The sequence below is a fragment of the Sagittula sp. genome, from assembly GCF_052825245.1.
In genome coordinates this window covers 20,813-45,415 of the sequence record NZ_JBRBWD010000007.1, presented here as the reverse complement: position 1 = coordinate 45,415, position 24,603 = coordinate 20,813, and the positions used below count along the sequence as shown (strand labels likewise).

Here is a 24,603-nt window from a genome sequence, read left to right as displayed (position 1 = left end):
GAAATCACCATGGACCCCAATCGCTTGAAGGGAAAGAACATCCTGATCACCGGTGCCGCGCGCGGCATGGGTGCGGCCAGCGCCGAAAGCTTTGCCGCGCAGGGGGCGAACGTCTGCCTCGGCGACCTGGACGAGGCCGAGGCGCAGAAGGTCGCTGACCGGATCAACGCCGCCGGGAACGGCCGCGCCATCGCGGTGAAGATGGACGTGACCAAACGGGAGGATAACGCGGCCGCCGTCGCGGCCGTGGTGGACGCCTTCGGATCGATCAACGTCGCCCTGTTCAACGCGGGCCTGAACAAGCCCCGGTTCTTCATGGATATCGATGAGGACAACTGGGACATGATCATGAACGTCAACACCAAGGCCATGTGGCTTGGCATGCAGGAGACGGCGAAGCAGATGATCGCGCAGGGCCCGATGGAGGATCATCCCTACAAGCTGATCAACGTGGGCAGCATCGCCTCCCGCAAGCCGCTGGTAGACGTGACCGTCTATTGTACGTCGAAATACGGCTGTCTGGCGCTGACCGAATGCGGCGCGCTCGGACTGGCCGAACACAACATCACCGTCAACGGCTATGCGCCCGGCGTGGTCGTCACCCCGCTGTGGGAGCAGCTCGACAAGGACCTGGTCGAGATCGGCTTCAAGGAACGCGAGGGGCAGGCCTACGACGACATCGTCGCCAACAACCTCGTCATCAAGCGCGTCTCCTACCCCAAGGACATCACCGGGACCGCATCCTTCCTGGCGTCCGACGACAGCGACTACATGACCGGCCAGATGATCTCCATCGACGGCGGCTGGGTCACGAAGTAACCCACTGACTTTCCGAACAATTTCAACCCACGCAACGGGCCGCCCGCGCGACCCGGAGGAGCTTTCCATGTCCCGCGCACTGATGCCGAACCTGCTGACCCCGCAAGACCTCGAACCGAACTGGGAATGGCGCGAACGCCTTCCTGCATGGGGCCACACCTCGGTCGACTTCGAACGCCGCATCGACCATGACCGCCTGCGCCGCTACCGGCTGGCCCGGACGCGGCAGGCGCTGCAGAACTCGCCCGCAGGCACGCTCTTGCTGTTCGACGTGAACAACATCCGCTACGTCTCGGCCACCAAGATCGGCGAATGGGAGCGGGACAAGATGTGCCGCTTCTGCCTGCTGACCGGCGACGACAGCCCCTACGTCTGGGATTTCGGATCGGCCGCCGAGCACCACAAGCGCTACTCCGACTGGCTGGAACCGAGCCATTGCCTTGCCGGTGTGGTGGGGATGCGCGGGACGATCCCGCCGGAATTCGGCCTGATGAAGAAATACGCCAAGCAGATCGCCGGGCTGATCCGCGACGCAGGGATGGCCGACATGCCGGTGGGTGTCGATTATGCCGAGACGGCGATGTTCCACGCGCTGCAAGAGGAGGGGCTGCACGTCGTCGACGGCCAGCAGATCATGCTCGCCGCGCGCGAGATCAAGAACTGGGACGAGATCCAGCTTCTGACGCAGGCGGCCAGCATGGTCGATGGCGTCTACCACATGATCTACGAAGAGCTGAAACCCGGCATCCGCGAGAACGACATCGTCGCGCTGTCGAACAAGATGCTCTACGAGATGGGCTCGGACGACGTGGAAGCGATCAACGCCATTTCCGGCGAGCGCTGCAACCCGCACCCGCACAACTTCACTGACCGCTACTTCCGCCCCGGCGACCAGGCGTTCTTCGACATTCTCCAGTCCTACCAGGGCTACCGGACCTGCTACTACCGCACGTTCAACATCGGCCGCGCGACACCGTCGCAGAACGATGCCTACGTGAAGGCGCGTGAGTGGATCGACGCCTCGATTGCCGCGATCAAGCCGGGGGTGACGACCGATCAGGTGGCAAAGCTCTGGCCCAAGGCAGAGGAATTCGGGTTTCCTAACGAGGACGCCGCCTTTGGCCTGCAGTTCGGCCACGGTCTGGGTCTGGCGCTGCACGAACGCCCGATCATCTCGCGTGCCGTCAGCCTCGATCACCCGATGGAGATCCAGACCGGCATGGTCTTCGCGCTGGAAACCTATTGCCCGGCGACCGACGGCTATTCCGCCGCGCGGATCGAGGAAGAGGTCGTCGTGACCGAGAAGGGCTGCGAGGTCATCTCCCTCTTCCCCGCCGAAGACCTGCCCATCGCGAACCGGTACTGAGCGATGCGCAATCCGTTCGACCTGACAGGCCGCAAGGCCTTTGTCACCGGCGGGGCGACCGGCATCGGTGAGGGCATCGCTCTCGCCCTTGCAGCCGCCGGTGCCGACATCGCCCTCACCTACCGAAGCCACCAGCCCGAGGAAACGCTGGCCAGGATCGAGGCTGTGGGACGAAAGGCCGCCGCCGTGCGCGCCGATTTCGCCGGGATGGACGAGGCCGGCGCCCGGGAGGTTGTGACCTTCGCTGCCGACGCGCTTGGCGGGCTCGACATCCTCGTCAACAATGCGGGCATCATTCACCGCGAGGACTCGACCGACATGGCGCTGGACGACTGGCGCCGGGTGCTTTCCGTCAACCTCGATTCCGTGTGGCTGCTGTCACAGGCCGCCGGACAACGCATGGTCGCCCTAGGAAGCGGGAAGATCGTCATCGTGTCTTCGGTGCTCGGCTCGCAGGGGGGGCTGCGGGTGCCGGCCTATGCCTCCTCGAAACACGCGGTGTTGGGCCTGACAAAGGCGCTTTGCAACGAGTGGGCACCGCATGGCGTGAACGTCAACGCCATCGCCCCCGGCTACACCGCCACGGACAACACGCAGGCATTGCGCGACGATCCCGACCGCTCGAAGGCGCTGCTGGACCGCATACCGGCAGGCCGCTTCGCCGAGCCGTCGGAGATCGCGGGCGCCGCGGTGTTCCTCGCCTCCGACGCCGCCGCCTACTGCCACGGCAGTTGCGTGACGGTGGACGGCGGCTGGCTCGCCCGATGAAGGAGAAGACCATGGAACAGACACTTGCGGGCAAGACCGCTCTCGTCACCGCCGCCGCCAACGGCATCGGGCGCGCCTCTGCCGAGGCGCTGGCCGCGCGCGGCGCAACCGTCATCGCCACCGATATCGACGGCGACGGCGTGTCCCGGCTTGCCGAGGGGACGGACCGGATCGACGCGCACCGACTGGACGTGCTGGACGCAGACGCCGTCGCGGCGCTGATCGCCGATCTGCCGCCGGTCGACATCCTCGTGAACTGCGCCGGATGGGTGCATGACGGCAGCATCCTCGACTGCGACGATGCCGTCTGGGACCGGTCGTTCGACCTGAACGCAAAAGCCCTCTTCCGGCTGACGAAGGCCGTCCTGCCGGGAATGTTGAAAAGCGGCGGAGGCTCCATCGTCAACATCGCCTCCATCGTATCGAGTGAGAAAGGCGCGCCGCGCCGCTTTGCCTACGGCGCCTCCAAGGCCGCGATCATCGGCATGACCAAGTCGATCGCCGCCGATTTCGTGAAGGACGGCATCCGCTGCAACGCGATCTGCCCGGGCACCGTGCAAAGCCCCTCGCTCGAAGACCGGCTGCGCGCGACAGGCGACTTCGACAAGGCGCTGGCCAGTTTTACCGCCCGCCAGCCCATGGGCCGCCTCGGCAAGCCGGAGGAGATCGCCGCGATGGTCTGCTATCTTGCCGGCGATCTGGCGGGTTTCACCACGGGGCAGGCCTTTGCCGTGGACGGCGGGTGGTCGATCTGATGCGACTGGACCGTGCCGCTTCCATCGACGATCTGCGCGACATGGCGCGTCGCCGCATCCCGCGCTTTGCCTTCGATCTGGTTGATGGCGGCGCGGAGTCCGAACGCAACATGCGCCGCAACTGCACCGCCTTCGAGGAGGTGGAACTGGTGCCGCGCTACATGGTCGACGTCTCGAAAATCGACACGCGCACGGAGCTTTTCGGTCAGACCTACAATGCCCCCTTCGGCATGGCCCCCATCGGCATGCTCAACGCCTTCTGGCCGGCGGCGGACCTCGCGCTGGCGAGGCTTTGCAAGCAAGAGAACCTGCCGTATGTCGCCTCCTCCGCCGCCTCAACCACGCTGGAGGCGCTGGCCGAGGCCGCGGATGGCAACGGCTGGTTCCAGCTCTACGTCTCGGGCGACGACACGGTGACGGAGGGGCTCGTGTCCCGCGCCGAGGCTGCAGGCTACGACGTGATGCTCGTCACCGCCGATGTGCCCGCCGCCGGGAAGCGGGACCGCGACATCCGCAACCAGCTGGCCGTGCCGTTCCGGATCACGCCGGAGGTCGCGCTGGGGCTCCTGGCCCATCCCCGCTGGTCGCTGGAGACGCTCTTTCACGGAAAACCCAACATCGCCAACTATGCCGACTTACTGCAATCCGCGACGTCCTACGCCGAGGTTCAGAAGACCCTCATCACGCCGACCTTCGATTGGGAGGCCCTGCAGCGGCTTCGCGACCGCTGGGGCGGCAAGCTGCTGGTGAAGGGCATCCTCCACCCCGACGATGCCCTGCGCTGCGCCGAGACCGGGTGCGACGCCATCGTCGTCTCCAACCACGGCGGCCGCCAGGTTGCCTTCGGCCCAGCCACTGCGGACGTTCTGCCCGGCGTGGCAAAGGCGGTCGCGGGCCGGATGAAGGTCCTCGTGGACAGCGGCATCCGGCGGGGTGCAGACCTCATGCGCGCAAAGGCCCTGGGGGCAGACTTCGCCCTGACCGGACGGGCACTCGCCTTCGGCGTGGGCGCAGGCGGCGCGCATGGTGCAGCCCGGGCGGTGGAGATCCTCGAACTGGAACTGGTGCGCGCCCTGGGCCAACTCGGCGTCCCCCACTTCGGCGACGTCGGCCCCGAGCACCTGGCGCGGTCGCGAACGTAGGAGGCAGTCAGTTGAAGTGATCGTCGGCGCGTTCCGGCGGTATAAGCTGCTGCCGCTGGACGGCTCCCTCTATGCGCTACACCCCACGATCACGCACCTGACGCGGCCGGCGCTCCATCGGCGTCTTCAGCGGCACGGCAACTCGCGTTTGCCGGATATCGAGGGCGACAAGCCCAGACGTCCAAGGCTCAAACGCTACCCGATTAGGGTCTTCCACATCGACATTGCCGGGGTGCAGACCGCTGAGGGCAAGCTTTTTCTCCATGTGGCCATTCACCGGACCAGCAAATTCGCTGTGACCCGACTGATCGAGAAGGCGCACCGCAAGACGGCCTTGGGAGCTTCTGGAGCTTCTCCTCCAAGGCCTGCCCTAAGGGATCCACACGATCCTATCAGATAAGGGCATCCAGTTCGCCAAACTGCCGCGAAACCGCAAGACGATCCATTTTTCGTCCGATGTTTTTCGACATCACCTATGAGGAGGTTGGAATGGAGCATCACCTGACGAGGCCGAACCGTCCGTCGGCAAACGGCCAAATCCAGCGCATCAACCGCACGATCAAGGACGCAACCGTCAAGCGGAACGCGCCGTCTCACCCTTTCAAACGATGCATCGCGGCAAATACGCGCCGAGATAAGTGTCACACGTAGGCCAAAGCGGAAGAGGCCGAGACAGGGACCGAGAACAGACGCCTTCGAACCTCCCTGAACGAGGTCGAAAAAGGAACCGAAATCATCGGGCGGTGATGCTGATGGAAAAACTGCGCCGAGCGCCCGGTGGGGGCGGCGGACAGGAGCCAACACGGCGGATCAGTTGAACCGCCACGCGGTCGAGCGCAGCATTGCCCGACCGACCAGCCAGACCGACGCCCGTAACCCGGCCACTGGTGCTCACGCTGAATGACACGCGCGCCGTGCCGCCACCGGACACATTGGGTCTTCCCGCCCTCGACACGCAGGACATGACCACGCCGGGATAGTTGCTTGCGGCCGCATTGCCCGTCGCCTGCCGCTTGCTGTCGCCGGACCCGCTTTGGCGGTTGGTCGCCTGGCGCGACCCGTTGGTCGATCCGGCGCGGGCGTTCTGCTGAGCGTTGCCGCGTGGGGCTGTGGAGGCCGCCTTTGTCCTTGCAGTTTGGGCTGCGCGCTGCCTGGCTTCGAAGGCCTTGGCCTTGGGGGCGACGGTTTCCTCGAAGGCCGCGGTGCGCGCGGGCGGCGGTCGCAGCGACCGCGCCACGCTGGCATGGGTTGGGGTCTCACCGGATACGGACTCGGTCTCGGCCACCGGCGGCGTCGCCATCAAGGGACCGGTTGCGGAAGCCTCGGGCCGCATCGCCTGCAGGGGTTGCACGGGCAAAGCGGCAATGCGCTCCGGAAGAGACTCGGGTCGTGCCTTTTCAGACGGGGTGAGCGCAACGTTGCTCAAGGTATCAAGCGGCGCAGAAACTGCCGCCTCCGGCATGACCGTGGCACTTTCGCGCGGTGTCTCGCCTGGGATCGTTTGGGGGCGTTGGTGCGGCGCGGTCTCGGGGCGTTCGGCAGGGGCCAGCGGCTCAGTCTGCGCCCTGTCAGCGGGTTGCACCTCATCCTGTGCCGCGGCAAGGGGCTGCGCTGCTGTAGGGTCCAGTCGATCCTCCGTCTCCGCAGCATGCATCGTTCCGGCCACGAGATCCGCGAAGGACGCGCCCAACTGCACCTCGGACCTGCCCGCCGCACCTTCGGTCTGGACAGGCTCGCCGGTCAGGAGCACCAGCGCGACCGCCGCATGGGCGCTGGTGGCGACCAGCGCCGCGGCGAGTTTCACCGGATGGGAGTGCGCGATCATTCCAGCCCCCTTTCTGTCACCAGAACCACGCTTTCGGCCCCGGCAGTGCGAAGCGCGCGCCCCAGTTGCACCAGGTCCTGCGCCGGCAGGTCGCGGTCCGGCACGATCCGCACGCGAACGCGCTCTTCCTCTGTGAGACTGGCCAGATGTGCCTCGGCGGAGACGACTTCGGCACCGCGATACGTCATCCGCCCGTCCACATGTACGACCAACGCATTCGCCGGGCTCTGCCTGTCGAGGTCCGCGGTGCGCACGAGGTTGAGGCCCTTGTCCAGCGGTTGCGCGAGAGTGCCCGCGACGAGGAAGAAGATCAGCATCAGGAAGACGATATTGATGAGCGCGGTGGTGGGTTCGCGGTCGGATGTGCGGCGGCGGCGTTGCATCAGGACTGCTCCAGCACTGTAACTTTGGCCCCGGGCACCTGCCGCAGGGCCACCAACAGGTCCGTCAGTCGCTGCGCGCTGACCGCATCCCGCAGAGCGACGAGCACGACGGGGTCCTGCGTCTCTCCGAAACCGTCGCGGAGCGTGTCGAGCGCCACGGTGCGGCCATTGATATCCAGCGTCTCCGCACCCAGACGCAGAAAGAAGGGAGGCGCGTCGCTGGAGGCCGCCGGAGCGCCACCGGCTCCAGCAGCCGCAAGCTCGACCTCGGAGAAGCGGGTAAACGTCGAACTCAGCATGAAGAACAGGAGCAGCAGGAAGATGACGTCAATCAGAGAGGTCATCGAGAGCCTGCGACGGCGGGTGCGTTTACGCATGGGACGGCCTGCGCGGTTCGACCGGTTCGGGCATGCGCCCCTGCTGTGTGCCGAAGCCCTGATCCCTTCCGGCGGGCGACAGGATGGCGCGCAGAGATTGCCCCGCCAGCACGCGTTCCTTGTCCATACGCGCCTCGAACCAGCTGAGCACGACCGAGGTGGGCATGGCCACGGCCAGCCCCACCGCCGTCGTCAGCAGCGCCACCCAGATGCCGCCAGCCAGAATGGAGGGATCGACCTGACTGCCCGCCTCTTGCAGCGCCTGAAAAGCGGAGATCATACCGAGCACCGTGCCGAAAAGCCCCAGGAGCGGCGCCAGTTGCGCCACGGAATCGAGCAGTCGGAATCCACGCTCCAGGCTGGCAAAGCGCATCTCTGCCTCCGCCTCCAGCCGCGCGCCGTCCTCTTGCCCGGCCATGGCCATGGCGATCACGGGAGCAAGGTAGCTTGTCGATCTTTTGAGGTGCCGCCGCGCATCGGACCGATCCCCACCGTCCCATGCTGCCACCGCTTGCCCAAGCGCCCTGTGCCGCCCGACACCAGCCGAATGGAATTGCCACAGCTTGTAGAGCACCACCGAAAGCACCACGACCGACATGGCGCAGAGCAGCAGCACGACCGGCCCGCCAAGGTCATAGATCCGCTCGATCGCATTCCGCAACTCCATCATCAGCCGATCACCTCCACGTCGATCCGCGAGCGCAGGTTCAGCGCCTTGCCGCAGAAATCTTCCACGGCGGTCGTTTCGGTATCCGTTTCGCAGGTCTGCGCGCCGTTGATCAGTACCTGCCCGAGGGTGTCGCAGTTGAGTTGCGGCACGACGAATTGCCGGACACGGGTCCGCATCGCTGGCAGCGCCCCGAAGTCGAACAGGGTCATCCGGTCCACCGCACCGGATTTGTCGAAGAGCACCGCTTCGAAGACGGCGGATTTCAGGTCGGTTTCAAAGCCGTTCAAGACGACAAAGCTCATGCGGCAATTGCCGTCCTGCGCTTCGATGGAGTTCAGTTCGATGGTCAGCTTGTCGGACGCATCCTCCTGCGCCTGGGCGGGGAAGGCCAGCAGCGCGGTGGTGGTCACGGCAAGTAGCGAAGTCAATGCACGTGGCATTCTTGCGGTCTCCTGCATGAGGACGGGTATATAGCTGGCACCGTGATGAGGGGCGTTCCCACCGGGCTGGCTGAACATGAAAGCCCGAGGCGGGCTGCGCTTCTGGTCACGCCTTAACCCGATGAGATAGCTTGGTTAAGTGGACCGGAGGGGATGCCCCCGGTCCTGCGGGCCTCAGAAGGACTTGGTGAGTGCCACCTTGAAGGTACGCCCCGGCGCCTTGCGCGTGGCCGAGGACAGATGCCCGACGTAGTCGAGGTCCAGCGCGTTTTCGATGCCGAACCGCACTTCCGAACCCTCCAGCCATTTCACATCGGCGGGCCGCCATGTGGCGCGCAGGTTGTGGACCGTGGCGTCCGACAGGTCGGCACCGGCGGAATCACGGCGGTCAGTGGCATGAACGACTTCCCAGCTCAGGTCGAGACGGTCGTCCCACTTCCGGCCGATGGCCAGTTGCACACGGTCCGACGCGCTGTTGCGCCATACGGCGCTGGTGCCATCGGGGTCGAACTCGGTGCCTTCGCCGACGTGCCCGGCGAGGTCGAAGTAAAGACCCGAAGCCATGCCATAGGAGGCTTCCAGCTCGACCCCCTTGGTTTCCACCCGGTCGAGGTCCGTCGAGGTGTCGCCCGATGCGGTGTACGTGGTGATGTCCCAAAGCTCCGTCTTGTAGAGATTGCCGCGCAGGGTCAGGTTGTCGCCCCGCGCAAAGACATCCATCCCGGTGTAGGCCGCGCCCAATTCGAAGGTCTTGGATTTCTCCGTCATGTCCAGCCGGCGCTGGGACGTCGCGGAGGCGCCCAGGTCGTCGATCAGCGGCAGGCCCTCGGTATAGGCCGCCGAGCCAAAGACCGAGAAACCGTTGCCGAAGTCATATCCCAGCGCCAGCCCGCCCATGAGCGCATCTTTTTCGTAGTTCTGCGGCACTCCGACCAGCGTCTCGGAGCTTTCGAGCCGCGAGGATTCGTACCGCAGCGCGGGCGTGACGGTGACCTGACCGATGGTCATCTCGTCCACGACGAAGGCCGCCAGCCGCCGATCCGTGCCGCCCGGCGCCGATGAGGCGTTCAGCCGCTCCTTGCGGATGGCCTCGACCCCGGCCAGCATGTCGTGCTGCACCATCCCTGTGGCGAAGAGCGCGCGGTTGGAGATCGTCAGCTTCTTGGTCTGGTAACGGTTGTCGGCACAGACCACCCCGGTGAAGGAACTGGCGCAGAAGTCCTTCGCCGACCCGAACTGGTATTCCGAACTGCCGTCGATATAGGTCGTGTCGATCTGCTGGTCGGCATAGGAAAGCGTGGCGGTCAGATCGATCAGGTCATTCGCGGGATTGTAACGGTACTCCAGCGTGCTTTGCTCCGTATCCGTCAACCGGTCCACGCTTCCGAAAGAAGCGGCGGAGGTCTGGAACTGGTCGTAGGGCACGTTCTTGTCATCGGCCACGGTGCGGGAATGGCTGAAGGTCAGCGAATGAGAGTCGTCCGCGCCGAAGGTGAACTTCGCCTTGGCGAGGTAGGAAGGCGTGCGGAAGGCGCTGTTGCCGATGGTTTTCCCGTCTCCGGCGGTCAGGTCATCCTGGTCGCGCAGCGTATAGTTGAGGAGGAACTCTGCGCCCTCAGCCGGCATCCACGCGAGATTGGTCGAGGTGGCAAAACCATCGCCGTTCGAACTGTATTCCAGCGTTTGCGAGCCGCCGAACCCCGGCACACCGCCGGTGAAATCCGAAGCATCCTTGGTTTCCAGCTTCACCACGCCGCCAACGATACCTGATCCGTAGGCAAAACTGCCGATGGTCCCACGCAGCACCTCCGCCTGACGATAGAGGAGCGGATCGGTGAACAGCTGCGTGCCGATGCGGTAGATCTCTTCGGAACCGACCGTGGCGCCGTCGATCATGACGGCGATCTTCTGGTCGCTGCCGTAGGTCGTATTGGCGCCAAAGCCGCGGATGTTGATCCCCGAGCCCTGAGGCGTGGTGCCGTTCACCAGCGTGACACCGGGCACCGAATCGATAAGTTGCGCGACGGTGCTGGCTTGCCGGTCCTGGATTTCCTCCTCGTCAACGACCGTTCGCGACAGCGCTGTGCCAAAGCTGAGGTCGCGCTTGCCGCCGGTGAGAACCAGTGTTCCGAGAAAGCCGGGGTCGCTGTCCTGCGCCATGGCCGGCATGGCCAGTGAGAGGCAGACAAGCGCGGTCGTGCCGCGCATCAGGGAGGTGAGCATTCGCGCCATCCTTCGTGAGTTTTAGGCCATGGCTTGCGAAGGCTTGCGGGGCGGTTGTGATTATTTTGCGATACCCATTATCGCGATGGGTTGCAGCGTTAACCTTATCGCACTAAAACAGTCAAGTAATTTGAGACAGCCACGCACCGCTTCCCTCCGCGCGCAGCCATCGGACCACTTGAACCCTCCGAGGATGCCCATGACGCAGCAAGCCCTGTCTGACCCTTCCGCCATTCGTGCCTTTCTGGCTGACAATCCCAAGCTGCGCGCCCGCGATGCCGCAGATGCCATGGGTATTTCCGAAGCGCAGCTCGTCGCCGCCAGCATCGGTCAGGGCACAGCGCGGATCGCAGCCCATCCCGACCTGATCGTTCCCGCCGCCGAACGGCTGGGAGAGGTCATGGCTTTGACCCGTGTCAGCGCCTGCGTGCATGAAAAGGTCGGCACCTACGGGAATTACCATCCGGGCGAACACGCCGCGATGACCCTGACAGAGGAGATCGACCTGCGAATCTTCCCGTCGCACTGGGTCCATGCCTACGCGGTCGAAACACAGACAGACGCAGGGCAGCCCCCGCGCCGCTCGTTGCAGATCTTCGATGCAGCGGGCGACGCGGTTCACAAGATTCACCTTCGCGCCGGATCAAACCATGACCTGTGGGAAGGGATCGTGGCGGAGCTTGCGCTGGACGATCAGTCCGAAGGTCAGGAGGTCGCACCTCGCACGCCCACCGAGGCCGCGAAGGCCCGCCCCGACAAGGTCGACATGCTGCGCGCGGAATGGGCGAAGCTGACCGATACCCACCAGTTCCTCCGTCTGTGTTCCAGGCTCAAGATGAACCGTCTGGGCGCTTACCGCATCGCGGGCGCGCCTTTCGTGCGGGCGCTGGAGCCTTCCGCGGCCAATGCCATGCTGGAAGCGGTACAGGCGGCAGGCATCGAGGTGATGATCTTTGTCGGCAATCGCGGCTGCATCCAGATCCATTCCGGCAAGATCGGCACCCTCAAGCCCATGGGGCCATGGCAGAATATCATGGACCCGGGTTTCAACCTGCACTTGCGGCTCGACAAGGTGGCGGAGGTCTGGGCCGTCGAAAAGCCGACCCAGCGCGGCCCGGCGGTCTCGGTCGAAGCATTCGACGCCGAAGGCGGGATCATTTTCCAGGTCTTCGGCCTCGGCAAGGAAGGCCGCGATTCACGCGCCGACTGGGCGCGGATCGTGGAGGCGCTTCCCGCCGCTGAAAGCGTGGCTGCGTGACGACGTTTGGCGCAACGGCCTGCGCGGCATAGCCACGGCAGTCGTCGTCGTATTCGTGACCACGAAAAACGGACGCTGCCGTTTCTGGCCGGACAGTTCCAGATGCAGGGAAAACGGCAGCAGTAGCATGCCGACGATACAAAAAAAGGGTTCGAAGAGATGTTTTGCAAGGCAGGCAGGTCTGGTGATTTTGCGGCTTATACGGCGCTCATGGTGTCAATGTTTGTGGCTTTGCTCGCGCTGAACGTTGGCGCGCAACAAAGTTCGGGCGTGCCAAACCCCCATGCCGATGTCGTCTCCATCGGCGGCTCCGTAACGGAAATCGTCGTGGCGCTGGGTCAGCAGCACCGGCTGAAAGCGCGCGACACCTCCTCCAGCTATCCACCCGACGTCATGGCGCTCCCTGACGTGGGATACATGCGAGCGCTGTCGCCTGAAGGCGTGCTCTCTGTCGGCCCCTCGCTCATTCTCTCCGAGGAAGGCGCGGGTCCGGTCGAGGCTCTTGACGTGATCCGCGCGGCGGACGTGGCATTCGTCGAGGTGCCGAACGCGCTCGACGCCGAAGGGATCCTGCACAAGATCGAGGTGATCGGCGCGGCGCTCGACGTGCCCGAGAAAGCCGGTGAACTGAAGGACGAGGTCGACCAATCGCTCGCCGCGGCAATTGGCGACGCCGACCGGCCCGAGGCAGAGAAGAAGCGGGTGCTCTTCGTGCTCTCGACCGAGGGCGGCAAGATCAACGCAAGCGGCACCGGCACGGCGGCGGATGCAATCATCCGCATGGCGGGCGGCGTCAACGCGGTCACGGCGTACGAAGGCTACAAGCAGATCACCGACGAAGCAGTAGGCCTGGCCGCGCCCGATGTCATCCTGATGATGACGCGCGGCGGCAGCCACGGCGTTGACAACGATGCCCTCTTCGAGATGCCCGCGATCCGTCTGACCCCGGCGGCGCAGGCCCGTGCCGTCGTGCGCATGGACGGGCTGCTGTTGCTGGGCTTCGGCCCGCGCACGGCAGAGGCGGTGCGCAATCTCAACGCGGCGCTATATGGCGACGAGGCCTGAGCGGTGGCGATCATAACGGACAGTTTCACGCCGCCGCGAGACAGGCTGGCACGGGCCCGCGCGCTGCACGGGTTGCTGGCGGCCGCGCTGTTGGTGGCCTGTGCGCTGAGCCTGCAGACCGGAGCGACAGACGTGCGCCTGACCACCCTGCTGGCCAAGCTGGCGCAGGGCGAGGCGCTGAGCCGGATGGAGCGCGTCGTCCTGTTCGACATCCGTCTGCCCCGGCTGGCCATGGGGGCGCTCGTGGGGGCGGCGCTGGCCGTTTCCGGCGCGGTGATGCAGGGGCTTTTCCGCAACCCGCTGGCCGATCCCGGCATCGTCGGCGTTGGCGCCGGGGCGGGCCTCGGCGCGATCCTCGCTATCGTCCTGGGGGGCCTGCTGCCCTTGAGCCTCGCGCGGCTGGTCGGGCCGCACCTCGTACCGATCGCCGCCTTCCTTGGCGGCTGGGGTGGGACGCTCCTGCTCTACAAGGTCGCCACCCGCCACGGTCGCACCTCGGTAGCGACGATGCTGCTTGCGGGCATCGCGCTTGCGGCACTGGCGGGCGCGCTGTCGGGGGTGTTGGTCTATATCGCCGACGACAGCCAGCTGCGCGACCTGACCTTCTGGGGGCTGGGGTCGCTCGCCGGGGCAAGCTGGGCCAAGGTGCTGGCCGCCGGGCCGCTGGTCTTGCTGGCGCTTGCCGCGTCGCTCACCCTTGGGCACGGGTTGAACGGGCTGGCGCTGGGAGAGGCCACAGCCGCCCAAATCGGCATCGACGTGCAACGGATGAAATCCGTTGCGATACTGACGGTCGCCGGAGCCACCGGCGCCGCCGTCGCCGTCGCAGGCGGGATCGGCTTTATCGGCATCGTCGTGCCGCATCTGCTGCGCCTCGCCTCCGGCCCCGATCACCGCACGCTCTTGCCCAATGCGGCGCTGCTGGGCGCGACCATGCTTATTCTCGCCGATGTGATCGCCCGCGTGGTCATCGCCCCCGCCGAGCTGCCCATCGGCATCGTCACCGCCGTGCTTGGCGCGCCGGTCTTTCTCTGGATCCTGCTGAAGCGTCGCGGACTGGTGGACCTATGAGCCTGATTGCCGAGGATATCCGCGTGTTCTACGGGCGTCGCGAAGCGTTGCGCGGAGTGTCTTTGCGCGCAGAGCCAGGCGAATTTACCGCCATCGTCGGGCCGAATGGCTCGGGCAAGTCGACGCTGCTGGGGGCGCTGACGGCGTCACTGCCATACTCGGGCCGCGTCATGCTGAACGGGCGCGACATCGACGGGTTGAAACCCTGGGAACTTTCGTCCGAGCGCGCCGTGCTCCCGCAGGCCTCAAGGCTCGCCTTTCCCTTTACCGTGCTCGAAGTCGTGCGGCTGGGTGTGCAGGCGGGCACCGCCGGGGATCGACCAGAGGTGCCGATGCAGGCGCTGGCCCGGGTCGGCCTTGACCACTACGCCGAACGGACCTTTCAGGAACTCTCGGGTGGCGAGGCGCAGCGTGTGATGCTGGCCCGCGTGCTGGCGCAGGTCTGGTCCCCGGTCGAGGACGGTCGGCCGCGCTGGCTCTTGCTGGACGAGCCGGTCTCCAGCCTCGATATCGCGCATCAGTTGCAAGTCATGGAGATCGCGCGCACTTTCGCCCGCGCGGGCGGGGGTGTGATCGCCGTCATGCATGACCTGAACCTCACCGCGATGTTCGCCGACCGTGTCGCCGTTCTGGCGGAGGGTCAGCGTCTGGCCTTTGGCACGCCGCGCGAGGTCTTTTGCGATGGCATCTTGTCGCGCGCCTACGGCTGTGACCTGCGCGTTTCGGCGCCGCCACCGGTCGGAACACCCTATATCCTGCCGCATGCGGCCACTCCCTGAAAGAAAGCAATGCCCCTGAACGCCTCCATCCCTACTGCCCTGCTGCTCTTTCTCGCGATACCCGCGCTGGCCGATCCCGTGGCCGATATCGTCATTCTGGGCGAGGTCCATGACAATCCGGACGCACATCTGGGCCAGGCTGCCGTCCTGAGCGACCTGGAACCCACCGCTGTCGTCTTCGAGATGCTGACCGCAGAGGAGGCGCGCGTGGCCGACGCCAACCGCGACGCTATCGCCGACGCATGGGAGGCCAGCGGCTGGAGCGACTTCGAAATCTATGCGCCGATCTTCGACGGGTTGGGCGACGCGCGCATCGTGGGGGCCGCCGCCCCGCGCGAGGCGGTGCGCAGGGTCTATTCCGACGGTGCCGCCGCGCTCTTCGGGCCGGATGCCGGGCGTTTCGGGCTCGACACGGACTTGCCGGAGGACCAGCTGGAGGCGAGGAGGCAGCTTCAGTTCGAGGCGCATTGCGCGGCTATGCCTTTGGAAATGATGGACGGGATGGTCGCGGTCCAGCGCTATCGCGACGCGGTCTTCGCCCGGGCAGCGCTGGAGGCGCTGGAGACCTACGGTCCGCCCGTGGCAGTGATTGCCGGCAATGGCCATGCCCGTACCGACTGGGGAATCCCTGCGATGATCGCCCGCGCCGCGCCGGATGTAAGCACCTATGCCTTGGGCTTCGTTGAAGCAGACAGCGGCGTGCCCTTCGACGAAATCCGGATCGTGCCGCCCGCAGCGCGCGATGACCCCTGCAACACCCTGAAGACAAACTGAGGACGCCCCCATGTATCTTGCCATGAACCGTTTTACCGTGCCGCTGGAAAACGCCGCTGAGTTCGAGGAGCTTTGGCTGAGCCGCGAGAGCCGCCTTCAGGACATGGAGGGTTTCGTGTCCTTTCACATGCTGAAGGGCCCCGAGACGGACGGCCGCGTTCTTTATGCCTCGCACACGGTCTGGCAGACGGAGGCGCATTTCCGCGCCTGGACCACCAGCGGGGAATTCCGCGCCTCCCACGCCCGTGCGGGCCAGACACGCAAGCTGCACGAAGGTGCGCCGCGCTTCGAAGGGTTCACCGCGATCCAGCAGATCGACGCCAAGCTTCCCGCGTGACCCTGCCCCTGCGCGTCAGCCACAGCGCGCCGTTGTTCCGCACCTTCGATGCAGCACTGGCGCGCCTTATACGTTGACCGATTCGAGTTCGACTGTCGGGCGAGTACCGCTTCCACCCGGGCGCGACACGCTATGCCTCGGTGCGACTGGGTACTTTTCACCTGCAACTGAGCGAGCATCACGGCGACGCCACGCCGGATCCACTGGGCTGGTTAATGTTGAGGGACTGCGAAGGTTTCACGCGGCGCTATCGGCGCATCCCAACATGCACCCGTGGCTGGATTCAAAGCACTGGGGGCTGAGGCAGCGTCAGCCAGGACCGTGTTCGTACCGTGCGCCTCATCCGGACCGCCAAAACCTAGGGGGTTTGCCTCGCCCCAAGGCCGCGTCAACTGACCGCTTCCTGCGCTTCGCGGTCGCTCATGCGATGCGCAGCGAAGTTCTGCTCTCCGCCCATCTTGTCATCCAGTGCAGGCACGCCTGTGGTAAGCCAAAGCCGCGCATACACGGCGCCAACTGAATTGCGCCCCTAAACATCTGATATTTCTTTGAAATTTGGTGCCCCCACACGGACTCGAACCGCGGACCTACTGATTACAAATCAGTTGCTCTACCAGCTGAGCTATAGGGGCACTCGCTGGGTGGTGTGCGGACTACCACCATCCCAATTCCCTGTCGATAGGCAAAGTTCATCGCGGGGTCTTGCGGGGCGCCTTTGCCGGGTCGGGCGGCGGCGAATGGGGGGGCTTGAGTAATGCCGCGCTGCCTCGCGAGACCGTCAAGGGTTGTGGCGCGGCGAACCATCGCTACGGCGACAACGGCACGGCCAAGGTCTGTGCGCGTGGAACCGTGTCGATGGCGGGTCGGGCGATGACCGGGTCCTGGTTACGGCGGCGACCCACTGCTCCGGCACCGGATCGAGGATGACCGTCCTGCGCGTGGCGACCATCCTGCGTTTCAAACCTGAAGAAACCCTTACCGGTTCGCGCGCGCGAGCAGACCCACCGCTGCCAGTCCGAAGAGAATGACGAGGATCGCCGCCGGGGCGGCTTCACCCAGTGCTTCGAGGGAGGCTTTCTCGTGCACCCGTGTGGCCAGCGTTTCGTAGTTGAAGGGGCGCAGCAGAAGGGTTGCGGGCAGTTCCTTCACGCAGTCGACGAAGACCAGCAGCAGGGCCGAGGCGACAGAGGCGCGCATCAGCGGGTAGTAGACGGCGGTCAGCACCTGCCCCTCGCTCCGGCCAAGCGACCGGGCGGCCAGTGGCAGGTTCGGGGAGACGCGGCCCATGGCGGCGTCCGCTGCGCCCTGCGCGATGGCGAAGAAGCGCACGCAGTAGGCGAGGATCAGCGCGAAGGCGGTGCCGGTCAGCACGAGCCCCGGGTCCCAGCCCGTCGCCCCCCAGATCGCGTCGGCCATGGTGTTGTCGATGGCGGCAAGCGGGATCAGGATGCCCACCCCCAGCACGGCGCCGGGCGCGGCGTAACCGATGGTGGTTACGGGCATCAGGAGGCGCGGCAGCTTCTGCCCCGACAGGCGCACGCCGTAGACGAGGAAGATCGCGGCCAGCACGGTGATGATCGCGGCAGAGCCCCCGACGACGGCGGTGTTCAGCCCTGCCCGCCAGAGCGCCGTATCGGTCCAGAACTCCGCGTTATCAAGCGCATGGCTGAGGATCACGCCCGCGGGCAGCACGAAGCCCACGGCCAGCGGGAAGGCGCAGGCGGCGGTGGCGATCCATGCGGGCGCGCCGGTCAGCGGTTTGCGCATGGCGGGGCGGTGCCGGGTGGAGAGGTTGAAGAACCGCATCCGGCGGCGGGAGACCTTTTCGAGCACCACGAGCAGCACGACGAGCAGCAGCACGACAGACGCGATCTGCGCAGCGCCGCCCGCGTTGTTGGACTCCAGCCAGACGGAGAAGATGCCGGTGGTCAGGGTCTGCACGGCGAAGTAGTCCACCGTGCCGAAATCGTTGATGCTTTCCATCATAACGATGGCGACGCCGGCGGCGATGGCGGGCCGGGCCAGCGGCAGGCCGATGCGCCAGAACCGCCCGAAGGCGCCTGCGCCGAGCGAGCGGGCGACCTCTTCGGAGGAGGCCGACTGTTCGCGGAAGGCAGCGCGGGCCAGCAAGTAGACGTAGGGGTAAAGCGCTGCGGACAATACCAGAATCGCGGCGCCGAGGGATCGGATCTCGGGGAACCAGTAGTCGCGCGAGGTCTGCCAGCCGAAGAGGTTGCGCAGCCCGGTCTGCACCGGCCCCGCGTATTCGAGGAAGTCGACCAGCGCGTAGGCGCCCACATAGGCCGGGATCGCCAGGGGCAGCAGCAGAAGCCATTCCAGCCAGCGCCGTCCGGGGAAGTCGTAGCGCGCCACCATCCAGGCCGCGCCGGTGCCCACCATCGCGGCGATCAGGCCCACGCCGAACATCAGCCGCGCGGTGGTCCAGAGGTAGCGCGGCAGCGTCGTCGACAGCAGGTGCGGCCAGATGTTTTCCCTTGGAAACAGGGCGATGCCCAGAACCGCGACGATCGGTGCGACGACGATCACGGCGATCAGGACGGCGCCCACGGACCAGCGGCTGGGAAGACGCATGCGGCGGATCGGTGTCTCGGTCAGTGCCATCTGGGCCCCATTTGCGTGGTGTTCCTCCCGTGGTAAATCCCTATAGTGCCAACGTCGAGCAACCGAAAGACCAACCGCCCATGCAGGTGATCCTCCATACCGGCGTGCATTGCACGGACGAAGACCGCCTGCTGAAGTGTCTTTTGCGCAATGCGGAAGCCTGGCGGCACGAGGGCGTGGCCATCCCCGGCCCTTCCAAGTACCGGAAATTACTGGGCGATTCCATCAACATTCTGAAGGGCACCGAGCCGTCCGCGGAAACGCGCGAGATCCTGCTGGACGCGATCATCCAGGACGATCCGGGCAAGATCGACCGGCTGGTGCTGTCGAACGACAACTTCTTTTCCGTGCCGAAGCTGATGTTCCAGAACGGGCTTTTGTACCTCAAGGCAGAGGCGCGGCTGCAGACGCTGGTGAACATCTTCGACGGCGACGAGGTCGAGCTTTACATGGGCCTGCGCGACCCGGCGACCTTCCTTCCGGCGGCCTTTGCCGCCACCCCGCACGACAGTTTCGGGGCCTTCATGGCGGGGGTCGATCCGATGCATCTGCGCTGGTCCGACCTGATCCGGCGGATCCGGGACGCGCTGCCGCAGGTGCCCATAACCCTTTGGTGCAACGAGGATACTCCGCTGATCTGGGGGCAGATCATCCGCGAGATGGCGGGGATCGAGATGACCCGCAAGATCAGCGGCGCCTTCGATCTGTTCGCGCAGATCATCGACAAGGAAGGCATGAAGCGGTTCCGCGCCTTCCTGGCGGAGAACCCCGGCATCAACGAGCGGCAGAAGCGGCGGGTGATGGCGGCGTTCCTCGACAAGTATGCCATGGACGAGGAGATCGAGCAGGACGTGGACCTGCCCGGCTGGGATGCGGCCTATATCGACATGCTGACGGAGATCTACGAGGACGATCTGGAGACCATCGCGCGGATGCCGGGTGTGACGCTGATCACGCCCTGAACGCGCCTGAGACCATTAAACCTAACGCGTCTCGCCTTCGTGTGAACGGGGCGCTCGGGGGTCTAACGGGGCGCACGGTCGTTTGGCCACAGGATGTGGTGGGGCCCCTGCCCCGGACTCGCAACGGGTTAACGGATCTTAACGTCTGGTCCCCCAGCATTAAGGGCCGAACCGGCCGATTTGACCCCGATTCCCGGCCGGTTGTTAACCTTTGCCCCGAGTCGGGGGCCGGCAAACCGTTGCGCGGAAATCTTTTTCGTTAACCTGTTCCGCGGCCTGGTTTCACCCCCCCTGTCGGGCCTGTCCGGCAGGCTCCAACCAGTGCTCTGCCGCGGCGCGGACATCGTCGGGCACCTCGACCGCGCGGCGGGTTTCGAGGCTCAGCATCACGCATTTGAACACCGTCTCGAAGGCCAGCAGGTCGCCGTCCGAGCGGATCAGCCGGTGCCGGAAGGTCATCGACTTCGTGCCGACCGTGACGATGGAGGTTTCCAGCCGGATCGCATCGCCCGCCGTCAGCTCGGCGCGGAACTCGCTTTGCGCGTTGACCACGGCGAAGGACAGCCGCCGCCCGCTGCGCATGTCGCTGGCGGTCAGACCCATTTCAGACTGGATGGCAAAGACGCCGTCGGAACAGGCCGCGAAGTAGCGCGAGACGTTCATGTGGCCGAGGAAGTCGCAATGCGCGGGGTCGACCACGGATCGGAAGGAAACAAGGGCCGCCATCGCGCTCTCCTTTTTGCAGGTTCGGGTGGGAACGGTAGCAAACATCGCTGCGGGTCCATAGCGCGGGATGCGCGCACCGGACCCGCATAAAGCGGGTTGATCCCCTTTCGTTCTCATTGCACCTTGGCGCCAAAGACGTTCGGAGGCCCCGTGAACCCCCTGAAGATCCCCAACCGCGCGGCCCGGCATCTGTGGCTGGCCGCGCACGGGCTGGATGCCCCGACCGCAGGCAGGCCGGACCCCGCCGCCATGGTGCGCGAGCTGGGTTTCGTGCAGCTCGACAGCATCCAGGTGGTCAGCCGTGCCCATCACCACATCCTGTGGAGCCGCAACCGCAACTACCGCGAGCCGATGCTGGACCGCATGATGGCGCGGCGCGAGGTGTTCGAGCATTTCACCCACGATGCCTCGGTGCTGCCGATGGAGTTCCTGCCGATGTGGCAGCGCCAGTTCCGGCGCAAGCGGGAGATGGTGCGCCGGTCCGCATGGTACGGCGGGTTCGACCCGGCGCTGCTGGACGAGGTGAAGCGGCGCATCGCGGACGAGGGGCCGCTGTCGACCCGGCATTTCGACACGAAGGTGGAGGGCAAGCGCGAGATGTGGGTGCGCCCGCCGCACAAGAAGGCGCTGGATTACCTGTGGTATTCGGGCGAGCTGGCGACCTGCCACCGCGACGGGTTCACCAAGGTCTACGATCTGGCGGAGCGGGTCTTTCCGGAGGATCTGCGCCGCGCGGAGGTGTCCGACCGCGAACAGCTCGACTGGCTGTGCCGCGCGGCGCTGGAGCGGCTGGGCTTTGCCACCACCGGCGAGGTGCGCAAGTTCTGGGAGGCGGCGGAGGTGGCCGAGGTGGCGGACTGGGCCGAACGCGACGCCGCGTGGTGGGTCCCGGTGGAGGTCGAGTCGGCGGACGGCACATGGACGAAGGCGCTGGCCGCCCCGGACATCGAGGCCCGGCTGGAGGCGGTCCGCCCCCCGGGCGGCGGACTGCGCATCCTCAACCCCTTCGATCCGGCGATCCGCGACCGGGTGCGGCTGAAGCGGCTGTTCGGCTTCGATTACACGGTGGAGATGTTCGTGCCCGCCGCAAAGCGTCAGTGGGGATACTACGTCTTCCCGCTGCTGGAGGGCGACCGTTTCGTGGGGCGGCTGGAGGCCAAGGCCGACCGGGCGCGGGGCGTGCTGGACGTGACGCGCCTGTGGCAGGAACCGGGCGTGCGCGACAGCGCGGCGCGCATGGCGCGGCTTGAGGCGGAACTGGCGCGGCTGGCCCGGTTTGCCGGCGTGGCGGAGGTTCGCCTGCATTGGCGGCAATGACGGGTTGAGGCCCCCTGCCCGCCCCTGTAAGCGAAGCGCGGGCGGGCCCCTTCGGGGCGCGCGCGGGACTGGGTGAGCGGGGTGTCGGGCGCATGTCGAACAAGCTGAAACTGGCCATCGGCAGCCTCCTCCTCGGCCTCGTGGTGCTGGCGCTGAAACTGCTGGCCTGGGCGCTGACCGGATCGGTGGCGCTGCTGTCCGATGCGCTGGAAAGCACGGTGAACCTTGCCACGGCGCTGGCGGCGCTGATCGCGATCCGGGTCGCGGCGATGCCCGCCGACACCAACCACCCTTTCGGCCATCACAAGGCGGAATACTTCAGCGCGGTGCTGGAAGGCGTGCTGATCATCGTGGCGGCGCTCCTGATCCTGCGTGAGGCCTGGACGGGGTTCTGGGCGCCGCGCCCGCTGGACGCACCGCTGCTGGGCCTTGCGGTCAACATCGGGGCCACGGCGCTGAACGCGGCCTGGGCCTTTGTGCTGGTGCGGCAGGGGCGGAAGCTGCGCTCTCCGGCGCTGGTGGCGGATGGCAGGCACCTGTGGGCGGACGTTGTGACCTCGGGCGGGGTGGCGGTCGGCGTGCTGCTGGCGCTGTTCACCGGGTGGTGGGTGCTCGACCCGGTCATGGCGGCGCTGGTGGCGGTGAACATCCTGTGGTCCGGTTACACCGTGGTCATGGCCTCGCTGTCGGGCCTTATGGACGAGGCGGTGCCTGAGGACGTGCAGGAGAAGATCCGCACGGTGATCTCGGCGCAGGCGACCGGCGCGGTGGAGGCGCACGACCTGAAGACCCGCCACGCGGGCAGCGCGACCTTCGTGGAATTCCACCTTGTGGTGCCGGGGGAGATGACCGTCTTCGACGCCCACGAGATCTGCGACCGGGTGGAGCGGGAAATGGCCCGCACGGTGCCGGACGTGCGCACGACCATCCACGTGGAGCCGGACCACAAGTCGAAGGACAGCGGCGTGATCCCGGTGGACGAGGGCTGAGGCGCCCGGCCTAGCCCTTGTCTTCCGGGTTTCTCTGCGCGTCGTCGAAGGTCCACTTCGGCTGCTGTTCCAGCGCGTCCTTCAGGGCGTTGCCCCAGCCCTGGCTGACCGTCTGGAAGTAGGGATCGTCCTGCAGGACGCGGCCGGTGTGGCCGATCTTCAGGCTGTCCTTCTCGTAGCAGTGGTAGTCGAAGGGCAGGCCAACGGTCAGATTTGCCTTCACGGTGGAGTCGAAGCTGACCAGCAGGAGGGTCATCGCCTCTTCGAAGGTCATCTTCGGATCGTAGGCGCGCACGAGGATCGGACGACCGTACTTGATCTCGCCGGTCTGGAAGAAAGGCGTGTCGCCACCGGCCTCGATGAAGTTGCCTTCGGGGTAGATCAGGAACAGCCGCATCGGCCCGCCGGCGATCTGCCCGCCCAGAAGGAGCGTGGCGTTGAAGGCGGTGTCGGCGCGCTGGCCGACGTTGGCGTGGCGGTCGATGACCTCGCGCAGGGTGTCGGCGACTAGGCGCGCAGCCTGAAACATCGACGGCACGGCCAAGAGCGAGGGCGAGCGTTCGGACGGCGCCTTCAGCCGCTCATCGAGTTCGGAGACGACGGCCTGCGTGGTGGCGAGGTTGCCGGCGGAAAGGAGCGTGATGACCCGCTCTCCGGGGTTTTCCCAGATGGTCATCTTCTTGAAGGTGGAGATGTTGTCGAGCCCGGCATTTGTCCGGGTGTCCGACATGAACACCATGCCTCCATCGAGCATCATTCCCACGCAATAGGTCATCTTCTGCTTTCCGACTCACGACAAGGACCAAGCATTAGGGGTTGGTTGGCGGCGTTATCAAGTGTGATGTCCGGACAATCGCATATGTCGCGGGGTCACAGCGCCCTGCCGGGGCAGGAATGACACGGTTTGGGCTTTGGCGCCCGTCAGGTGACGCGAGACCCGGGCGCGTCAAGCCGTGGGGATGGGGCAGCCGGTTTCGGCGCGGGCCGGCATGCCGTAACGGAACATGCGCGGGACTGCGGGGTCAGGAGGCCGGGGGACAGCCGGTGATGACATCGCCGCGGCGACGGCACCACGCGCGCCGCCCGACCGAAAAGCCCGGCCGGACATGCGCTGCGAAAGGCCAATCCGGCCGGTGCCTACTGCTGCGCGACCTCTATGGCGACGTTCAGCGCCTCGGTCTCGCCGCCGACGCGGAGGCCGTTGACCGGCGCCGCGTCGCTGTAGTCGAGGCCGATGGCCACGCGGACATAGCGTTCGTCGGGGCTCATCTGGTTGGAGGCGTCGAAGCCGACCCAGCCTAGATCGGGCACGAAGACCTCTGCCCAGGCGTGCATCGCGTCCTGCGCCACCGTGTCGTCCAGCATCAGGTAGCCCGACACGTAGCGCGCGGGCCAGCCCGCTTCATGCGCGCAGGCGATGAAGACATGGGTGTGGTCCTGGCAGACGCCGCGGCCCTCGGTCACCGCCTCTTCGGCGGTCCACGTGCTTTCGGAGCTGCCGGTCTCGTATTTCACCGCCTCCCCCAGCGCCGCCATCAGCTTGTGGCAGCGGTCGAGCACGGTTTCGCCCTCGACCGAGCGCAGCAGCGCCTTGACGCCGGGGCCCGCCTTGGTGCGCGGGGTGTGGCGCTTGTAGAGCCAGAGCGGTACGGGGCCGACATGCTTGCCGACGACGCCGTGGTTCTCGCTTACCTCGACTTCCCCCTCGCAATGGACTGTGACCTCCGTCACGTCACGGTCGAAGCTGATGAGGTTCACCTTGTTGTGGTGGTGGTCGTCGTAGGAGAGTTCCTGCTTGCCGCCGGTGATGGTCATCTTCCAGTCGGTCACCGTCTGGTTGCGGCCGCTGCGCGGCGTCAGGCGGAGCTGTTGCAGCCCGGAGACCACGGGAGCGTCGAAGGCGTAGCGGGTCGTGTGGGAAATTTTCAGCCGCAT

At 66.0% G+C, this 24,603-nt stretch carries 24 protein-coding genes, 1 tRNA gene and 1 pseudogene; 15 read left to right on the top strand and 11 right to left on the bottom strand.

Annotation, left to right across the window (positions count from 1 at the left end):
- Positions 1-9: 9 nt before the first annotated feature.
- From ACU0DV_RS01270 to ACU0DV_RS01245, 6 genes and pseudogenes are all read left to right on the top strand, one after another.
- Positions 10-819: an SDR family NAD(P)-dependent oxidoreductase gene (locus ACU0DV_RS01270; protein ID WP_100927432.1), complete on the top strand. Its 810-nt coding sequence runs from the start codon at positions 10-12 to the stop codon at positions 817-819.
- Between the two features lie 67 nt (positions 820-886).
- On the top strand, positions 887-2,185 hold the full coding sequence (locus tag ACU0DV_RS01265; RefSeq protein ID WP_283982614.1) for a M24 family metallopeptidase: 1,299 nt from the start codon (positions 887-889) through the stop codon (positions 2,183-2,185).
- 3 nt (positions 2,186-2,188) lie between these two features.
- The gene (locus tag ACU0DV_RS01260; protein WP_446242119.1) at positions 2,189-2,953 is read left to right on the top strand and encodes a glucose 1-dehydrogenase; all 765 of its coding nucleotides are present in this window, start codon (positions 2,189-2,191) and stop codon (positions 2,951-2,953) included.
- Between the two features lie 11 nt (positions 2,954-2,964).
- Positions 2,965-3,708 (top strand): SDR family oxidoreductase, encoded by a 744-nt coding sequence (locus ACU0DV_RS01255; RefSeq protein WP_446242120.1) that lies wholly within the window; start codon positions 2,965-2,967, stop codon positions 3,706-3,708.
- Positions 3,708-4,850, top strand: coding sequence for an alpha-hydroxy acid oxidase (locus ACU0DV_RS01250; RefSeq protein ID WP_446242121.1), 1,143 nt, complete (start codon positions 3,708-3,710; stop codon positions 4,848-4,850). Before ACU0DV_RS01255 ends, ACU0DV_RS01250 begins: the two co-directional genes overlap by 1 nt.
- Before the next feature lie 13 nt (positions 4,851-4,863).
- A pseudogene (locus tag ACU0DV_RS01245) lies at positions 4,864-5,432 on the top strand (IS481 family transposase); the annotation flags it as partial.
- Positions 5,433-5,583: 151 nt separating this feature from the next.
- On the opposite strand, the gene ACU0DV_RS01240 reads toward ACU0DV_RS01245, so the two are convergent.
- The 6 genes from ACU0DV_RS01240 to ACU0DV_RS01215 form a co-directional block, all read right to left on the bottom strand.
- Positions 5,584-6,675, bottom strand: a complete 1,092-nt coding sequence (locus ACU0DV_RS01240) for a TonB family protein (RefSeq protein ID WP_446242122.1) — start codon at positions 6,673-6,675, stop codon at positions 5,584-5,586.
- On the bottom strand, positions 6,672-7,058 hold the full coding sequence (locus ACU0DV_RS01235; RefSeq protein WP_446242123.1) for an ExbD/TolR family protein: 387 nt from the start codon (positions 7,056-7,058) through the stop codon (positions 6,672-6,674). The genes ACU0DV_RS01240 and ACU0DV_RS01235 overlap by 4 nt, the downstream gene beginning before the upstream one ends.
- A complete protein-coding gene (locus ACU0DV_RS01230; protein WP_446242124.1) occupies positions 7,058-7,402 on the bottom strand; it encodes a biopolymer transporter ExbD in 345 nt (114 codons plus the stop codon). The genes ACU0DV_RS01235 and ACU0DV_RS01230 overlap by 1 nt, the downstream gene beginning before the upstream one ends.
- 25 nt (positions 7,403-7,427) lie before the next feature.
- Positions 7,428-8,105 (bottom strand): MotA/TolQ/ExbB proton channel family protein, encoded by a 678-nt coding sequence (locus tag ACU0DV_RS01225; protein ID WP_446242125.1) that lies wholly within the window; start codon positions 8,103-8,105, stop codon positions 7,428-7,430.
- Positions 8,105-8,545, bottom strand: coding sequence for a hypothetical protein (locus ACU0DV_RS01220; RefSeq protein ID WP_100927440.1), 441 nt, complete (start codon positions 8,543-8,545; stop codon positions 8,105-8,107). Before ACU0DV_RS01220 ends, ACU0DV_RS01225 begins: the two co-directional genes overlap by 1 nt.
- 174 nt (positions 8,546-8,719) lie before the next feature.
- Positions 8,720-10,768 (bottom strand): TonB-dependent receptor plug domain-containing protein, encoded by a 2,049-nt coding sequence (locus tag ACU0DV_RS01215; protein ID WP_446242126.1) that lies wholly within the window; start codon positions 10,766-10,768, stop codon positions 8,720-8,722.
- Positions 10,769-10,967: 199 nt separating this feature from the next.
- Here ACU0DV_RS01215 and ACU0DV_RS01210 point away from each other — a divergent pair, with 199 nt between their 5' ends.
- The 6 genes from ACU0DV_RS01210 to ACU0DV_RS01185 all read left to right on the top strand — a co-directional run bounded on the left by ACU0DV_RS01210 (position 10,968) and on the right by ACU0DV_RS01185 (position 16,052).
- On the top strand, positions 10,968-12,026 hold the full coding sequence (locus ACU0DV_RS01210; protein WP_446242127.1) for a hemin-degrading factor: 1,059 nt from the start codon (positions 10,968-10,970) through the stop codon (positions 12,024-12,026).
- A 210-nt stretch (positions 12,027-12,236) separates the two neighbouring features.
- Entirely contained in the window at positions 12,237-13,091 is an 855-nt protein-coding gene (locus ACU0DV_RS01205; RefSeq protein ID WP_446242128.1) for a heme/hemin ABC transporter substrate-binding protein, read from the top strand.
- Between the two features lie 3 nt (positions 13,092-13,094).
- A complete protein-coding gene (locus ACU0DV_RS01200; protein ID WP_446242129.1) occupies positions 13,095-14,162 on the top strand; it encodes a FecCD family ABC transporter permease in 1,068 nt (355 codons plus the stop codon).
- Positions 14,159-14,941, top strand: a complete 783-nt coding sequence (locus tag ACU0DV_RS01195; RefSeq protein ID WP_446242130.1) for a heme ABC transporter ATP-binding protein — start codon at positions 14,159-14,161, stop codon at positions 14,939-14,941. Before ACU0DV_RS01200 ends, ACU0DV_RS01195 begins: the two co-directional genes overlap by 4 nt.
- 9 nt (positions 14,942-14,950) lie before the next feature.
- Positions 14,951-15,715: a ChaN family lipoprotein gene (locus tag ACU0DV_RS01190; RefSeq protein WP_446242131.1), complete on the top strand. Its 765-nt coding sequence runs from the start codon at positions 14,951-14,953 to the stop codon at positions 15,713-15,715.
- A gap of 10 nt (positions 15,716-15,725) precedes the next feature.
- On the top strand, positions 15,726-16,052 hold the full coding sequence (locus ACU0DV_RS01185; RefSeq protein ID WP_446242132.1) for an antibiotic biosynthesis monooxygenase family protein: 327 nt from the start codon (positions 15,726-15,728) through the stop codon (positions 16,050-16,052).
- Positions 16,053-16,608: 556 nt separating this feature from the next.
- Here the strand turns inward: ACU0DV_RS01185 and ACU0DV_RS01180 are convergent.
- Positions 16,609-16,684 (bottom strand) — tRNA-Thr (locus ACU0DV_RS01180).
- Between the two features lie 343 nt (positions 16,685-17,027).
- Positions 17,028-18,674 carry an ABC transporter permease gene (locus ACU0DV_RS01175; RefSeq protein WP_446242133.1) on the bottom strand — a complete coding sequence of 549 codons (1,647 nt, stop codon included), beginning with the start codon at positions 18,672-18,674 and terminating at the stop codon, positions 17,028-17,030.
- An 80-nt stretch (positions 18,675-18,754) separates the two neighbouring features.
- Here ACU0DV_RS01175 and ACU0DV_RS01170 point away from each other — a divergent pair, with 80 nt between their 5' ends.
- The gene (locus ACU0DV_RS01170) at positions 18,755-19,636 is read left to right on the top strand and encodes a hypothetical protein (protein ID WP_446242134.1); all 882 of its coding nucleotides are present in this window, start codon (positions 18,755-18,757) and stop codon (positions 19,634-19,636) included.
- A gap of 282 nt (positions 19,637-19,918) precedes the next feature.
- Here the strand turns inward: ACU0DV_RS01170 and ACU0DV_RS01165 are convergent, their stop codons facing one another.
- The gene (locus ACU0DV_RS01165; RefSeq protein WP_283982596.1) at positions 19,919-20,362 is read right to left on the bottom strand and encodes an acyl-CoA thioesterase; all 444 of its coding nucleotides are present in this window, start codon (positions 20,360-20,362) and stop codon (positions 19,919-19,921) included.
- Between the two features lie 150 nt (positions 20,363-20,512).
- On the opposite strand from ACU0DV_RS01165, the gene ACU0DV_RS01160 reads away from it, so the two are divergent.
- Both ACU0DV_RS01160 and ACU0DV_RS01155 read left to right on the top strand, forming a co-directional pair.
- Entirely contained in the window at positions 20,513-21,679 is a 1,167-nt protein-coding gene (locus ACU0DV_RS01160) for a winged helix-turn-helix domain-containing protein (protein ID WP_446242135.1), read from the top strand.
- Between the two features lie 92 nt (positions 21,680-21,771).
- Positions 21,772-22,668, top strand: a complete 897-nt coding sequence (locus tag ACU0DV_RS01155; RefSeq protein WP_283982594.1) for a cation diffusion facilitator family transporter — start codon at positions 21,772-21,774, stop codon at positions 22,666-22,668.
- Between the two features lie 10 nt (positions 22,669-22,678).
- Here ACU0DV_RS01155 and ACU0DV_RS01150 read toward each other — a convergent pair whose 3' ends face one another.
- Together ACU0DV_RS01150 and ACU0DV_RS01145 are read right to left on the bottom strand one after the other, a co-directional pair.
- Entirely contained in the window at positions 22,679-23,443 is a 765-nt protein-coding gene (locus ACU0DV_RS01150) for a proteasome-type protease (protein ID WP_283982593.1), read from the bottom strand.
- A 362-nt stretch (positions 23,444-23,805) separates the two neighbouring features.
- Positions 23,806-24,603 carry a transglutaminase family protein gene (locus tag ACU0DV_RS01145; protein ID WP_100927502.1) on the bottom strand — a complete coding sequence of 266 codons (798 nt, stop codon included), beginning with the start codon at positions 24,601-24,603 and terminating at the stop codon, positions 23,806-23,808.

Excerpts from the sequence above, each read along its gene's own strand:
- ACU0DV_RS01155 (WP_283982594.1), top strand. The coding sequence starts at position 21,772 with ATGTCGAACAAGCTGAAACTGGCCATCGGCAGCCTCCTCCTCGGCCTC.
- ACU0DV_RS01220 (WP_100927440.1), bottom strand. The coding sequence starts at position 8,545 with ATGCCACGTGCATTGACTTCGCTACTTGCCGTGACCACCACCGCGCTG.
- ACU0DV_RS01190 (WP_446242131.1), top strand. The coding sequence starts at position 14,951 with ATGCCCCTGAACGCCTCCATCCCTACTGCCCTGCTGCTCTTTCTCGCG.
- ACU0DV_RS01240 (WP_446242122.1), bottom strand. The coding sequence starts at position 6,675 with ATGATCGCGCACTCCCATCCGGTGAAACTCGCCGCGGCGCTGGTCGCC.
- ACU0DV_RS01270 (WP_100927432.1), top strand. The coding sequence starts at position 10 with ATGGACCCCAATCGCTTGAAGGGAAAGAACATCCTGATCACCGGTGCC.
- ACU0DV_RS01250 (WP_446242121.1), top strand. The coding sequence starts at position 3,708 with ATGCGACTGGACCGTGCCGCTTCCATCGACGATCTGCGCGACATGGCG.
- ACU0DV_RS01165 (WP_283982596.1), bottom strand. The coding sequence starts at position 20,362 with ATGGCGGCCCTTGTTTCCTTCCGATCCGTGGTCGACCCCGCGCATTGC.
- ACU0DV_RS01195 (WP_446242130.1), top strand. The coding sequence starts at position 14,159 with ATGAGCCTGATTGCCGAGGATATCCGCGTGTTCTACGGGCGTCGCGAA.
- ACU0DV_RS01260 (WP_446242119.1), top strand. The coding sequence starts at position 2,189 with ATGCGCAATCCGTTCGACCTGACAGGCCGCAAGGCCTTTGTCACCGGC.
- ACU0DV_RS01175 (WP_446242133.1), bottom strand. The coding sequence starts at position 18,674 with ATGGCACTGACCGAGACACCGATCCGCCGCATGCGTCTTCCCAGCCGC.
- ACU0DV_RS01255 (WP_446242120.1), top strand. The coding sequence starts at position 2,965 with ATGGAACAGACACTTGCGGGCAAGACCGCTCTCGTCACCGCCGCCGCC.
- ACU0DV_RS01210 (WP_446242127.1), top strand. The coding sequence starts at position 10,968 with ATGACGCAGCAAGCCCTGTCTGACCCTTCCGCCATTCGTGCCTTTCTG.
- ACU0DV_RS01230 (WP_446242124.1), bottom strand. The coding sequence starts at position 7,402 with ATGACCTCTCTGATTGACGTCATCTTCCTGCTGCTCCTGTTCTTCATG.
- ACU0DV_RS01145 (WP_100927502.1), bottom strand. The coding sequence starts at position 24,603 with ATGCGGCTGAAAATTTCCCACACGACCCGCTACGCCTTCGACGCTCCC.
- ACU0DV_RS01205 (WP_446242128.1), top strand. The coding sequence starts at position 12,237 with ATGGTGTCAATGTTTGTGGCTTTGCTCGCGCTGAACGTTGGCGCGCAA.
- ACU0DV_RS01235 (WP_446242123.1), bottom strand. The coding sequence starts at position 7,058 with ATGCAACGCCGCCGCCGCACATCCGACCGCGAACCCACCACCGCGCTC.
- ACU0DV_RS01185 (WP_446242132.1), top strand. The coding sequence starts at position 15,726 with ATGTATCTTGCCATGAACCGTTTTACCGTGCCGCTGGAAAACGCCGCT.
- ACU0DV_RS01150 (WP_283982593.1), bottom strand. The coding sequence starts at position 23,443 with ATGACCTATTGCGTGGGAATGATGCTCGATGGAGGCATGGTGTTCATG.
- ACU0DV_RS01170 (WP_446242134.1), top strand. The coding sequence starts at position 18,755 with ATGCAGGTGATCCTCCATACCGGCGTGCATTGCACGGACGAAGACCGC.
- ACU0DV_RS01215 (WP_446242126.1), bottom strand. The coding sequence starts at position 10,768 with ATGCTCACCTCCCTGATGCGCGGCACGACCGCGCTTGTCTGCCTCTCA.
- ACU0DV_RS01265 (WP_283982614.1), top strand. The coding sequence starts at position 887 with ATGTCCCGCGCACTGATGCCGAACCTGCTGACCCCGCAAGACCTCGAA.
- ACU0DV_RS01225 (WP_446242125.1), bottom strand. The coding sequence starts at position 8,105 with ATGATGGAGTTGCGGAATGCGATCGAGCGGATCTATGACCTTGGCGGG.